The 11,933-nt window shown below is 66.6% G+C and carries 16 protein-coding genes; 3 read left to right on the top strand and 13 right to left on the bottom strand.

Annotation, left to right across the window (positions count from 1 at the left end):
- Positions 1–1,091 (bottom strand): Ig-like domain-containing protein (locus ACFVH2_RS21680; RefSeq protein WP_378475724.1); only part of this gene is annotated, 1,091 nt, incomplete at its 3' end.
- 185 nt (positions 1,092–1,276) lie between these two features.
- Positions 1,277–1,852 (bottom strand): TetR/AcrR family transcriptional regulator, encoded by a 576-nt coding sequence (locus ACFVH2_RS21675; RefSeq protein WP_378428663.1) that lies wholly within the window; start codon positions 1,850–1,852, stop codon positions 1,277–1,279.
- A 58-nt stretch (positions 1,853–1,910) separates the two neighbouring features.
- Here ACFVH2_RS21675 and ACFVH2_RS21670 point away from each other — a divergent pair, with 58 nt between their 5' ends.
- Together ACFVH2_RS21670 and ACFVH2_RS21665 are read left to right on the top strand one after the other, a co-directional pair.
- Positions 1,911–3,053: an acyl-CoA dehydrogenase family protein gene (locus ACFVH2_RS21670; RefSeq protein WP_378428665.1), complete on the top strand. Its 1,143-nt coding sequence runs from the start codon at positions 1,911–1,913 to the stop codon at positions 3,051–3,053.
- 179 nt (positions 3,054–3,232) lie between these two features.
- A complete protein-coding gene (locus ACFVH2_RS21665; RefSeq protein WP_378428667.1) occupies positions 3,233–3,685 on the top strand; it encodes a decarboxylase in 453 nt (150 codons plus the stop codon).
- A gap of 41 nt (positions 3,686–3,726) precedes the next feature.
- Here ACFVH2_RS21665 and truA read toward each other — a convergent pair whose 3' ends face one another.
- The 8 genes from truA to infA all read right to left on the bottom strand — a co-directional run bounded on the left by truA (position 3,727) and on the right by infA (position 8,413).
- On the bottom strand, positions 3,727–4,602 hold the full coding sequence (truA, locus tag ACFVH2_RS21660; protein WP_378428671.1) for a tRNA pseudouridine(38-40) synthase TruA: 876 nt from the start codon (positions 4,600–4,602) through the stop codon (positions 3,727–3,729).
- A 2-nt stretch (positions 4,603–4,604) separates the two neighbouring features.
- A complete protein-coding gene (rplQ, locus tag ACFVH2_RS21655) occupies positions 4,605–5,150 on the bottom strand; it encodes a 50S ribosomal protein L17 (protein WP_378428669.1) in 546 nt (181 codons plus the stop codon).
- 34 nt (positions 5,151–5,184) lie between these two features.
- Positions 5,185–6,249, bottom strand: coding sequence for a DNA-directed RNA polymerase subunit alpha (locus tag ACFVH2_RS21650; RefSeq protein WP_142100190.1), 1,065 nt, complete (start codon positions 6,247–6,249; stop codon positions 5,185–5,187).
- Positions 6,250–6,364: 115 nt separating this feature from the next.
- Entirely contained in the window at positions 6,365–6,970 is a 606-nt protein-coding gene (rpsD, locus tag ACFVH2_RS21645) for a 30S ribosomal protein S4 (RefSeq protein WP_378428650.1), read from the bottom strand.
- Positions 6,971–6,991: 21 nt separating this feature from the next.
- Complete coding sequence (gene rpsK / locus ACFVH2_RS21640; protein WP_005239680.1) at positions 6,992–7,405, bottom strand: 30S ribosomal protein S11; 414 nt, start codon at positions 7,403–7,405, stop codon at positions 6,992–6,994.
- Entirely contained in the window at positions 7,405–7,776 is a 372-nt protein-coding gene (gene rpsM, locus ACFVH2_RS21635) for a 30S ribosomal protein S13 (RefSeq protein WP_378428648.1), read from the bottom strand. The genes rpsK and rpsM overlap by 1 nt, the downstream gene beginning before the upstream one ends.
- Positions 7,777–8,000: 224 nt before the next feature.
- Positions 8,001–8,114: a 50S ribosomal protein L36 gene (gene rpmJ / locus ACFVH2_RS21630; RefSeq protein ID WP_025347279.1), complete on the bottom strand. Its 114-nt coding sequence runs from the start codon at positions 8,112–8,114 to the stop codon at positions 8,001–8,003.
- Positions 8,115–8,191: 77 nt separating this feature from the next.
- Complete coding sequence (gene infA / locus ACFVH2_RS21625) at positions 8,192–8,413, bottom strand: translation initiation factor IF-1 (protein WP_003418601.1); 222 nt, start codon at positions 8,411–8,413, stop codon at positions 8,192–8,194.
- A 197-nt stretch (positions 8,414–8,610) separates the two neighbouring features.
- Here infA and dtd point away from each other — a divergent pair, with 197 nt between their 5' ends.
- Positions 8,611–9,066, top strand: a complete 456-nt coding sequence (gene dtd / locus ACFVH2_RS21620) for a D-aminoacyl-tRNA deacylase (RefSeq protein WP_378428647.1) — start codon at positions 8,611–8,613, stop codon at positions 9,064–9,066.
- Between the two features lie 72 nt (positions 9,067–9,138).
- On the opposite strand, the gene map is transcribed toward dtd, so the two are convergent.
- From map to secY, 3 genes are read right to left on the bottom strand one after another with little or no spacing between them, the layout of a single operon-like run.
- Positions 9,139–9,930, bottom strand: coding sequence for a type I methionyl aminopeptidase (gene map / locus ACFVH2_RS21615; protein ID WP_378428645.1), 792 nt, complete (start codon positions 9,928–9,930; stop codon positions 9,139–9,141).
- Positions 9,931–9,939: 9 nt separating this feature from the next.
- A complete protein-coding gene (locus tag ACFVH2_RS21610; RefSeq protein WP_378428643.1) occupies positions 9,940–10,485 on the bottom strand; it encodes an adenylate kinase in 546 nt (181 codons plus the stop codon).
- Positions 10,482–11,804, bottom strand: coding sequence for a preprotein translocase subunit SecY (secY, locus tag ACFVH2_RS21605; RefSeq protein WP_378428642.1), 1,323 nt, complete (start codon positions 11,802–11,804; stop codon positions 10,482–10,484). Before secY ends, ACFVH2_RS21610 begins: the two co-directional genes overlap by 4 nt.
- Positions 11,805–11,933 lie beyond the last annotated feature (129 nt).

Here is an 11,933-nt window from a genome sequence, read left to right as displayed (position 1 = left end):
GTCGCCACATCCACCGGAGCCGGATCCGACACCGCCACATTCGATGCCGCCGACGTCGAACCGAGGAACCCGGCCGCACCCGAGAACACCGCCGTGATGCTCTTCGCACCAGCAGTGGCAAAGGACTGCGACAACGTCGCCACACCATTGGTCACGTTCACCGGACCACCGAGGTTGGTGACACCGTCCTTGAACTGCACCGAACCACCGGTCGGAGCCGGCGAGACCGTCGCCTTCAAATCAACCGCGACACCAGTGGTGGCCGTCGCCGGCACAGTCACCGAAGTCTGAGTCGCCACATCCGGAACCGCCACCGTCACGTTCTGCGCAGCCGACTGCGACGGGTCCGCAACACCCGTCGCCAGGTACTTCGCCACCAGCGAATGCGCCCCCGCCGCAGGAGTCCACGAGTACGTCGCGACACCGTTGTTCAACGCGCCCGTGCCGAGCTTGGCTGCGCCGTCGTAGAACTCGACCACGTCACCGTTCGCACCACCGGTCACCGTCGCACTCAACACGGTGGCCTGCCCGACCTGCGCACCCGACACCGGCGCAAGCACAGTCGTGGAGACGTTCTTACGAACCGTGACCGCCGGACCCTTGTCCGGGTAGTTGCCGGAACCCAACGACCCGCTGTAATACAGCGACGTCGACAGCGCAGCGCCCCGAGCGCAGTCCGCACCGACCTTGTACGAGAACTCGAACGTCTGCGACTTCGGGTTGATGTTCGGATACACCGGCCAGTTACCGGTCACCCGCACGAAGTCGGCGGCCTGACTCTCCACACTCTGCGCCGACCCCGACACCTTCGCCGACCCCGCAACGTACGTCAGGCAGGTCGGATGCACATCCTTGACCGCCTGCAGCCACTCGACCACACCACCAGTGCGCTCGAAGACCGTCTTCAAGGTGATCGTGTCACCCGCGGCAGGATTCGCCTCGCTGATCGTGCGAGTGAACTTGGTACTGCCATCGGTCCACGTCACCGATGCCGGCGCCGCGGACGCGACACCGGCGGTCACCGCGAACCCGGCCGCAACGGCCACTGCGCTGACACCACCCACCACACGCCGCATCGTCGGACGAGACATACACACCCTCCATCTGCCTGGCCGCACTCGTACCGACCGAAGCAGGTGGCAAAATGTGCGAAAGTCACGCCACCTTAACCACCGCGTAGCCACTCCGTGATGGAAATTGCAGAATCAACTAGACGTTCGTTCAGAGTTGTTTCCGCAGTTCACGACCGTCGGCGCGTCGTCCGGCGTGTCTTGTGTCAAACGGTAAGGCCGTGGGTCACGAGCGCCGCGAGCTCGGCGTAGGCCTGGGCATCGTCGAGACCGGTCGCCTCGGCGACCTGCCTGCGCTGGATGCGCACCATCGTCGACGTGACGACCTCCGCAACGAACGCCGCGTGCACGTCGCGGAACTCGCCGGCAGCAACTCCCTCGGTGATGAGTTCCTGCACGCGACGGGCGGCGAACCTCGTGTTTCGCTCGTAGACCTCCCGGGCTACCGCGCTGTCGGCGAGGTCCTCCATGAACCGAACCGAGGCCGGCCGCAGCTGTTCGCCGACCGCCTCCAGGTAGGTCCCGATCCGCACGCGAGCACCGACTGCCCCGAGGAGCCTCGCCTCCACCCGCTCGGTGGCGCCGCGGAAGAAGTGGACAGTGGCCACCCGCACCAGCTGCTCCTTGCTGTCCGCGAGCGCGTAGAGAGTCGACTTCGAGCACCGCAGTCGGCCGGCAATCGCGTCGAGGGTGAGGTGTGCGAACCCGTCCGCGAGCAGCAGGTCGACGAGCTGGTCGAGCAGCTGCGCGCGACGGGCCGCGCCGCGTACCTGGGTTGCCATACACAAAACTGTACTGCAGTATCGATGTCAGTACCGTTTCTTCCCGGAGGAGTCCCCCGTGCCCGTCGAACGCCTGCTGCCCAGCCAGGAAGCCCACGACCTCATCGACCTGACTCGCGACATCGCGGACAAGGTGCTCGCAACGAAGGTCGACGAGCACGAGAAGTCCGAGACATTTCCCGAGGGGGTGTTTCCCGCGCTCGGCCAGGCCGGGTTGCTGAGCCTGCCGTACCCCGAGGAATTCGGCGGTGGCGGGCAGCCCTACGAGGTCTACCTGCAGGTGCTCGAGGAGCTCGGTGCGCGCTGGGCGGCCGTCGCGGTCGCGACCAGCGTGCACAGCCTCTCCTGCTATGCACTCGCCACTGCGGGCACCCCCGAGCAGCAGGCCAAGTGGCTTCCGGACATGTTGAGCGGCAACATGATCGGCGCCTACAGCCTCTCCGAACCGCAGGCCGGTTCGGACGCCGCCGCGCTGAGTTGCAGGGCCACGGCAGTCGACGGTGGCTACCGGATCAACGGTTCGAAGGCGTGGATCACCAACGGCGGCCGCGCCGACTTCTACACCCTGTTCGCTCGCACCAGCGACGAGGGCTCGCGCGGCATCTCCTGCTTCCTCGTCGACCGCACGACCGAGGGCCTGAGCTTCGGCAAGCCCGAGGAGAAGATGGGCCTGCGAGCCGTCCCGACGACATCCGCGCACTACGACGACGCCTTCGTCGAGCAGGACCGCATGATCGGCGCGCCCGGGCAAGGACTACCGATCGCCTTCAGCGCCCTGGATTCCGGCCGCCTCGGCATCGCCGCCGTCGCCGTCGGTCTGGCGCAGGGCGCGCTGGACGACGCCGTCGCATATGCCAAGGAGCGCAAGGCCTTCGGCAAACGAATCATCGACCACCAGGGCCTCGGGTTCCTGCTCGCGGACATGGCCGCCGCGGTGGACTCGGCTCGTGCGACCTACCTCGACGCGGCGCGGCGGCGCGATGCCGGACTGTCGTACTCGCGCCAGGCCAGCGTCGCGAAGCTGGTCGCGACCGACGCCGCGATGAAGGTCACCACCGATGCCGTGCAGGTGTTCGGTGGCTACGGCTACACGCAGGACTTCCCCGTCGAGCGATACATGCGCGAGGCCAAGATCACCCAGATCTTCGAGGGCACCAACCAGATTCAACGCCTGGTCATCGCGCGGTCGTTGGCCGGCTGACCACCGGTCGCGGTCGGCGCAGTGTGTCTGCGTCGACCGTCGCAACGCCGTCAGGATCGGGCGAGGTCACGTCAGGAACGCGTCAAGATCACCCTGCTCGCCGCCGGGCGGAGGTATCCCGGATCTAGCTGCTCCCCCGCCACGTGGACGGGGTGCCGCTCTGATCCGAGGAGGGATCGATGAGCTTTCCACTGCATCGCCGCAACCACCGCTCGACCGGTCGTCAGTTCGAGCAGAACACGTTGGTCCATGTGCCGGTTCAGGCCGACGCCGAGACTCGGCGCGCGATCGGCCGAGAGCTCACCGAGGTGATCGAGCAACCGAATCTCGCCCTGGTCGGGCTGTGCTACACCCACATGGGCGATGCGGCCGATCGGCGGGGCATCGGCGCGACGATCGATCTCGTGATCTCGTTGATGGAGCAGGTCCGGCGCGAACACGGTCTGATCCTGTGCGAGTTGGTGATCGAGATCGCCCACCGGCCCGCCGGCCACGAGGCCGAACTGATCGAGTCGGTGGACGAGGCTCTCGACGCCGCGTGCGCCGTCTACCGGTTCCCGCGGCCCAGCGTCACCTTCATGACCAAGCCCGCGGTGCTCGCCGAGGCAGGTGCGGCCCAGCGCGCTGGCTGAGTCCCACGACCGGCGCCGAATGTCGGCAACATCCGGGCAACTCAGTCGCCGCAGCAGCCGCCGGGAACGGAACGGACCTCGCGGGTGGCGGCATTGCGGGCGGCCAGGTCCCCGTCGGCCGGGTAGTCGACCCGGACCAGGCTCAGCCCGTGCGCGGGCGCGACGAGCACCGAGCTGGACCGCTCCCGCTCCTGCAGCAGCGCGACCGTCCACTCCGGCGTGCGACGACCCTCCCCCACCGCGATCATCGCGCCGACGAGGCTGCGGACCATCGACCAGCAGAACGCGTCGGCGCTGACGTACGCGGTGACGACGTCGCCCTCTCGTGACCAGTCGAACCGCTGTAGCTCGCGGATCGTCGTCGCGCCCTCCTTGCGACGGCAGAACGCCGCGAAGTCGTGCAGGCCGATCAGACCGGCCGACGCCACCCGCATCGCGTCGAGGTCCAGGTCCTTGGGCACCGACACGGTGTCGCGAGCGCGCAGCGGTTCGGCGCCGTAGCGCGCGGTGGTGATCCGGTACTCGTAGTGCCGGCGGATGGCGGAGAAGCGGGCGTCGAACTCGGCCGGCACCGCGGTGACCGCCTTGACCCGCACGTCCGGCGGCAGGAAGCGCGCGAGGCGGCGGACCAGCCGGTCCGGCTCGGCGGGCGCCGCCGCGGCGGACACGTCGAAGTGCGCGACCTGACCGGAGGCGTGCACCCCGGCGTCGGTGCGGCCGGCGACGGTCAGCGTCACCGGTTCCCGCAGGACCGTCGAGATCGATTCCTCGAGCACCCCGCAGACCGTGCGCAGTCCGGGCTGGCGGGCCCAGCCGGAGAAGTCGGTGCCGTCGTAGGTGATGTCCAGGCGAAAGCGAACGAACCCGCCGTCCCGGGAAGGGGCGGCGGGTTCGTTGCGAGGTTCTGACGCGTTCAGCGTTAGTCCTTCTTGGCCTCGTCCGCATCGGCGGCGGTGGCGGTCTCGTCCTCGACGGCCTCCACAACTGCCTCTGCGTTCTCGACCTCGACCTCGGTCGCCTCGGCCTCGACGGCCTCCACGACGTTCTCGGCCGGAGCCTCCTGCGAAGCCTTCACGCGACGCGCGCGGTCGGCCTCGGAGGTGACGGTCTGCTCCTTGACGAGCTCGATGATCGCCATCGGAGCGTTGTCACCCTTGCGGGGGACGGTCTTGATGATGCGGGTGTAGCCGCCGTTGCGCTCCGCGTAGAACGGACCGATCTCCGCGAACAGGGTGTGCACGACATCCTTGTTGCGGATGACCTTCAGCACCTCACGACGGTGGGCCAGGGTACCGGCCTTCGCGTGCGTGACGAGCTTCTCGGCGTAGGGCCGCAGGGCCTTCGCCTTGGCCTCGGTGGTGGTGATGCGACCGTGCTCGAAGAGCGCGGTGGCCAGGTTGGCGAAGATCGCCTTCTGGTGCGAAGCCGACCCGCCGAAGCGGGCACCCTTCTTGGGCTTGGGCATGATGAATCTCCTAGTAAGGACCCAGTGAGCTGGTCTACAGCTGTTCGGTCTCGGCGTAGTCCTGGTCGTTGCCCTCGGTGTCGCTGAAGGCGCCGGCGTCGGTGTCGCTCCACGTTCCGGTGGCGGCGTCGTAGCCGGCAACGGTGGTGGGGTCGAAGGAAGCCGGGCTGTCCTTCAGGGCCAGGCCGAGCGAATGCAGCTTGACCTTCACCTCGTCGATGGACTTCTGACCGAAGTTGCGGATGTCCAGCAGATCGGACTCGGTGCGACCAACCAGCTCGCCGACGGTGTGCACACCCTCGCGCTTGAGGCAGTTGTAGGACCGGACGGTGAGGTCCAGATCCTCGATCGGCAGCCCGAAGGACGCGATGTGATCGGCCTCGGCGGGCGAGGGTCCGATCTCGATGCCTTCTGCTTCGACGTTCAGCTCACGGGCGAGGCCGAAGAGCTCAACCAGGGTCTTGCCCGCCGAAGCGAGCGCGTCCCGAGCGGTGATGGAGTTCTTGGTCTCCACGTCCAGCACGAGCCGATCGAAGTCGGTGCGCTGCTCGACGCGGGTGGCCTCCACCTTGTAGGTGACCTTGAGCACCGGCGAGTAGATCGAGTCGACCGGGATACGGCCGATCTCGGCGCCGGACGCCTTGTTCTGGACGGCGGGGACGTAGCCGCGACCGCGCTCGACGACGAGCTCGATCTCCAGCTTGCCCTTGTCGTTCAGGGTGGCGATGTGCAGGTCCGGGTTGTTCACCGTGACGCCGGCCGGGGGCACGATGTCGCCTGCGGTCACAGCGCCGGGGCCCTGCTTGCGGACGTACATGGTGACCGGCTCGTCCTCTTCGGAGCTCACGACCAGGCCCTTGAGGTTCAGGATGATGTCGGTGACATCCTCCTTCACACCGGGGACGGTGGTGAACTCGTGCAGGACGCCGTCGATGCGGATGCTGGTGACAGCAGCGCCGGGGATCGACGACAGCAGGGTGCGGCGAAGCGAGTTGCCGAGGGTGTACCCGAAGCCGGGCTCAAGGGGCTCGATGACGAACTTCGAGCGGTTGTCAGCGATGACCTCTTCGGTCAGCGTGGGTCGCTGAGAAATGAGCATTGTTTTCCTCCTGTACGGGCGTCCGCTATTTGACGCCCAGATGGATGACGCCTTCGGCACTCGTGCGCCTTTCCGGTGGCCGGAGCCACCGGAAAGGCGCACGAGTCGAAAGGCATTACTTCGAGTACAGCTCCACGATCAGCTGCTCCTGCAGCGGCACGTCGATCTGCGCGCGCTCCGGCTCCTGGTGGACCAGGACGCGGAGGCGACCCGGAACGACCTGCAGCCAACCCGGGACCGGGCGATCGCCGACGGTCTCGCGGGCAACCTGGAACGGCAGCGTGCTCAGCGACTTCTCCTTGACATCGATGATGTCGTACTGGGAGACGCGGTAGCTGGGGATGTCGACCTTCTTGTTGTTCACGAGAAGGTGACCGTGGCTCACGAGCTGGCGAGCCTGACGACGGGTACGGGCCAGGCCGGCGCGGTACACGACGTTGTCGAGACGGGTCTCGAGGATGCGCAGCAGGTTCTCGCCGGTCTTACCCGGGCGACGCACCGCTTCCTTGTAGTAGCGGACGAACTGCTTCTCCATGACGCCGTAGGTGAAGCGAGCCTTCTGCTTCTCCTGCAGCTGGAGCAGGTACTCGCTCTCCTTGATCCGCGCGCGGCCGTGCTGGCCCGGCGGGTAGGGGCGACGCTCGAACGCCTGGTCGCCTCCAACGAGGTCGACGCGCAGACGACGCGACTTGCGGGTGATGGGGCCGGTATAACGTGCCATTTTCTAAACCTTTCCTTCCCGCTAGACCCGACGCCGCTTGGGCGGACGGCAGCCGTTGTGCGGCTGAGGGGTGACATCGGAGATGGTGCCGACCTCGAGGCCAGCAGCCTGCAGCGAGCGGATCGCGGTCTCGCGTCCCGAGCCGGGGCCCTTGACGAAGACGTCGACCTTCTTCACGCCGTGCTCCTGCGCCTTGCGGGCAGCGTTCTCGGCGGCCAGCTGAGCAGCGAACGGGGTCGACTTGCGCGAACCCTTGAAGCCCACGTGTCCCGACGACGCCCAGGAGATGACGTTGCCGGCCGGGTCCGTGATGGACACGATCGTGTTGTTGAAGGTGCTCTTGATGTGAGCGGCACCGTGCGGGACGTTCTTCTTGTCCCTGCGACGCGCCTTCTGGGTCTTCTTCGGACCGGTGCTACGTGACTTAGGGGGCATTACTTCTTCTTCTTCCCTGCGATCGTGCGCTTCGGGCCCTTACGGGTACGAGCGTTGGTCTTGGTGCGCTGTCCACGCACGGGCAGACCACGACGGTGGCGCAGGCCCTGGTAGCAGCCGATCTCGATCTTGCGACGGATGTCGGCCTGCACCTCGCGGCGGAGGTCACCCTCGACCTTGAGGGACTCCTCGATGTACTCGCGGAGCTTGGTCAGGTCCTCGTCCGTGAGGTCCTTGCTGCGCAGGTCGGGGTTGACACCCGTCGCCGCCAGGATCTCCTTGGAGCGGGTACGGCCAACGCCGTAGATGTAGGTCAGTGCGATCTCCATGCGCTTTTCGCGAGGAAGATCAACACCTGCGAGACGTGCCATGTGGCATTCCTATCGGTGTGCGGAGGTCTGCTCCCAGTCCATCCCCTGTGCCATCCGAATCTGACTCCGGATACGTCTTTCAACTAACTCAGTGGGGCCCCGGCCTCCGTGCCGGGGGTAGACCGACGTCTGCCGGTGGACTCTGGAGTCCGATGGCCGTGGACGTCGGCTGGTGCTGGAAGGTCTTCTTTGCTTGTTGCCAAGCCGATCCGAAAAGCTGTGATCTAGCCCTGACGCTGCTTGTGACGCAGGTTGTCGCAGATCACCATGACCCGACCGTTACGACGGATCACCTTGCACTTTTCGCAGATCTTCTTGACGCTCGGCTGAACCTTCACGTCTGTCTAATCTCCTGTGTGTCGCCCACCGGGGGTGGACATGGGTCTCCCAGACCAGGTGTGGTCCGGGAAGTGCGTTACTTGTACCGGTAGACGATGCGACCGCGAGAAAGGTCGTAGGGCGACAGCTCTACGACGACACGGTCTTCCGGCAGGATGCGAATGTAGTGCTGACGCATCTTGCCGCTGATGTGCGCGAGGACCTTGTGGCCGTTCTCGAGCTCAATGCGAAACATTGCATTGGGCAGCGGTTCGACTACGCGTCCCTCGACCTCGATGGCTCCGTCTTTCTTAGCCATATCCTCCGCGATCCGTTGGTGGGCATCGTTCTCCGTTACGGTGGTGCACGCGCGTGAAACAACCGGGCGAGCAGCACCTCGGGCGACCGAGGCCCCCGAGAACAGCAAACGACCGGTACGCAGGGCGCACCGTTGATCTATCCTACCGGAGTTCTCCCACCAGGCCAAATGCGGCCGCCGCGAAAGGATCCTCGAGCGTGCGTGCCGTCGTGCAGCGTGTCACCTCCGCCTCCGTCGAGGTCGACAGCCGGACGGTGGCGCGGATCGAACCCGACGGGCAGGGACTACTGATCCTGCTCGGTGTCGGCCACGACGACGATCCCTCGGTCGCCGGCGCCCTCGCCGCGAAGGTGTGGAAACTCCGGATCTTCGACAGCGACTCGAGCGATCCACGCGGTGGCGAGCGGTCCGCCTCCGACGTCGGCGCGCCGATCCTGGTCGTCAGCCAGTTCACCCTGCTGGCCGACACCCGCAAGAGCCGGCGCCCGTCGTGGTCCGCCGCCGCGCCGCGGGCGGTCGCCGAGCCGATTGTCGACGCCTTCGCCGAGGCACTGCGGGCGCTCGGCGCATCGGTCGAGACCGGCCACTTCGGCGCCCACATGCGGGTCGCCTCGGTCAACGACGGCCCGGTCACCCTCCTGCTCGAGGCCTGACGCCCGGGTCACACGACGAACGGGCACCCGCGGTCGGGGTGACCGTGGATGCCCGTTCGGGTGTCGAAACTGTCAGGGACGCAGCGTCAGGATCCGCGGGCCGTCCTCGGTGACCGCGACGGTGTGCTCCCAGTGCGCGGCGCGCGAGCCGTCGATGGTCACGACCGTCCAGTCGTCGTCGAGCACCTCGGTCTCGGTGGTCCCGAGGGTCAGCATCGGCTCGATGGCGAGCACCGATCCGACCACCAACTCCGGTCCCCTGCCCGGCTTGCCCTCGTTGGCGAGGAACGGGTCCATGTGCATCTCGCGACCGATGCCGTGACCGCCGTAGCCGTCGACGATGCCGTAGCTGCGGCCGTGGGCGCTCTCGGCGGCGCGGGTGCCGAGTTCGATCGCGTGCGAGACGTCCGTCAGCCGGTTGCCCGGCAGCATCGCCTCGATACCCGCGTCCATGGACAGTCGGGTGGCCTCACTGAGGTCGCGGTCGGCGTCGGAGATCTCACCGACCCCGAAGGTCCACGCGGAATCGCCGTGCCAGCCGTCGAGGATCGCGCCGCAGTCGATCGACACCAGGTCACCCTCGGCCAGGATGTCCTCCGCCGACGGGATGCCGTGCACCACACGATCGTTGACGGACGAGCAGATCGAGCCGGTGAATCCGTGGTAGCCCAGGAACGACGGGACGGCGCCCGCATCCCGGATGGTCTGCTCCGCTATCCGGTCGAGTTCGAGCGTGCTCACCCCGGGCTTCGCCGCCGCGCGCACCGCGACCAGGGTCGCGCCCACGATCGCGCCCGCCGCTGCCATCGCGTCGAGTTCACCGGCGGTGCGGAACGGTACGACCTTCTTGCGACGAAACCCCACGGTGACCTCTTACTTGCCGAGCGCCGCGAGCGCGCGGGAGTTGACCTCGTCGACGGCACCGACGGCGTCGACCGTCACGATGCTGCCCGCGTAGTGGTCGAGCAGCGGTGCGGTCTCTTCGCGGTAGACACGCATACGGTTCCGGATGACGTCCTCGGTGTCATCGGCGCGGCCACGGGACAGCATGCGCTCGACGACGACCTCGTCGTCGACGTCGAAGGCGAGTACGCCGTCGAGCTTGACGTTCAGGCCGGCGAGGATGCCCTCGAGCGCCTGGGCCTGGTCCACGGTGCGCGGGAAGCCGTCGAGCAGGAAGCCGTTGACCGCGTCCGGCTCGGCGACCCGGGCCTTGACCATGTTGTTGGTGACCTCGCTGGGCACCAGGTCACCGGCGTCGATGTACTTCTTCGCCTCGAGACCGAGTGCGGTCTGCTGACCGATGTTGGCGCGGAACAGGTCGCCCGTCGAGATGTGCGGGACGCCGAGCTTCTCCGACAGGATGGCGGCCTGGGTGCCCTTGCCGGCACCGGGAGGACCAAGGAGGACCAGTCTCACTTGAGGAACCCTTCGTAGTTGCGCTGCATGAGTTGGCTTTCGATCTGTTTCACGGTGTCGAGGCCAACACTGACCATAATCAGGACCGCGGTACCGCCGAACGGCAGGTTCTGCGCTCCCCCCGAGTTACCGATGTCGAGGAACAGGTTCGGCAGGACGGCGATCGTGCCGAGGTAGATCGCGCCCGGCAGGGTGATGCGGCTGAGCACGTAGTTCAGGTAGTCCGCAGTCGGGCGCCCGGGCCGGATGCCGGGGATGAACCCACCGAACTTCTTCATCTCGTCCGCGCGTTCCTCGGGGTTGAACGTGATCGCGACGTAGAAGTAGGTGAAGAAGACGATGAGCGAGAAGTAGATGAGGATGTAGACCGGGTTCGCCGGGTTCACCAGGTACTGCTGGATGAGCTTCTGCCACCAGCTCGGGTTCGCGGCGGTGCTCGCACCGGTGAGCTGCGCGATGAGGTTCGGCAGGTACAACAGCGACGACGCGAAGATCACCGGGATGACGCCGGCCTGGTTGACCTTGAGCGGCAGGTAGGTCGACGAACCGCCGTACATCTTCCGCCCGACCATCCGCTTGGCGTACTGCACCGGGATGCGGCGCTGGCCCTGCTCGACGAACACGACACCGGCGATGATCGTGAGGGCGGCGAGGCACACCAACGCGAAAACCAGTCCGCCGCGGCTGTCGAGGATGCCCTTGCCCTCGGACGGGATCCGGGCGGCGATGCCCGAGAAGATCAGCAGCGACATGCCGTTGCCGACGCCGCGCTCGGTGATCAGTTCGCCCATCCACATCACCAGGGCCGCACCGGCGGTCATGACGAGCACGATGATGACCAGGCCGAAAATCGACTGATCCGCGATGATCTCCTGCTGACAGCCCTGCAGCAGCTGGCCGCGGGCGGCCAGCGCGACGATGCCTGTCGACTGCAGGATGGCCAGCGCGATCGACAGGTAACGCGTGTACTGCGTCATCTTCGCCTGGCCCGACTGGCCCTCCTTCTGGAGTTCCTCGAACCTGGGGATGACCACGGTCAGCAGCTGCACGATGATGCTCGCCGTGATGTACGGCATGATGCCGATCGCGAACACCGACAGCTGCAGCAGTGCGCCACCGGAGAACAGGTTGATCAGCGAGTAGATGCCGGCCGAGTCACCGCCCGAGACCTGGTCGATACACGCCTTGACGTTCGCGTAGTCGACGCCGGGCGAGGGCAGGGTGGCGCCGAATCTGTACAGCGCGATGATCCCGAGAGTAAAGAGGATCTTCCGCCTCAGGTCTGGAGTCCTGAGGGCCGAGACGAAGGCGGAAAGCAAAGATCCTCCTGGGCACGACGGGGTGATTGTGAGCGGAAGTGCTCGACGGTGCAATGAACGCTAGAACTTTAGCAGTGGCCCCCGAGCAAACAGTCGGGCAATGCCACATTGGTGCACAACGCGAGTGGA

This window comes from Rhodococcus sp. NPDC127527 (genome assembly GCF_042672245.1).
GTDB lineage: Bacteria > Actinomycetota > Actinomycetes > Mycobacteriales > Mycobacteriaceae > Rhodococcus_G.
The sequence above is the reverse complement of the archived record's forward strand: the minus strand, read 5'-3'. Positions and strand labels throughout refer to the sequence as shown.

Coding starts and splice junctions, on each gene's coding strand:
- ACFVH2_RS21675 (WP_378428663.1), bottom strand. CDS start 1,852: ATGGCAACCCAGGTACGCGGCGCGGCCCGTCGCGCGCAGCTGCTCGAC.
- ACFVH2_RS21665 (WP_378428667.1), top strand. CDS start 3,233: ATGAGCTTTCCACTGCATCGCCGCAACCACCGCTCGACCGGTCGTCAG.
- rplQ (WP_378428669.1), bottom strand. CDS start 5,150: ATGCCCAAGCCCAAGAAGGGTGCCCGCTTCGGCGGGTCGGCTTCGCAC.
- ACFVH2_RS21650 (WP_142100190.1), bottom strand. CDS start 6,249: ATGCTCATTTCTCAGCGACCCACGCTGACCGAAGAGGTCATCGCTGAC.
- rpsD (WP_378428650.1), bottom strand. CDS start 6,970: ATGGCACGTTATACCGGCCCCATCACCCGCAAGTCGCGTCGTCTGCGC.
- rpsK (WP_005239680.1), bottom strand. CDS start 7,405: ATGCCCCCTAAGTCACGTAGCACCGGTCCGAAGAAGACCCAGAAGGCG.
- rpsM (WP_378428648.1), bottom strand. CDS start 7,776: ATGGCACGTCTCGCAGGTGTTGATCTTCCTCGCGAAAAGCGCATGGAG.
- infA (WP_003418601.1), bottom strand. CDS start 8,413: ATGGCTAAGAAAGACGGAGCCATCGAGGTCGAGGGACGCGTAGTCGAA.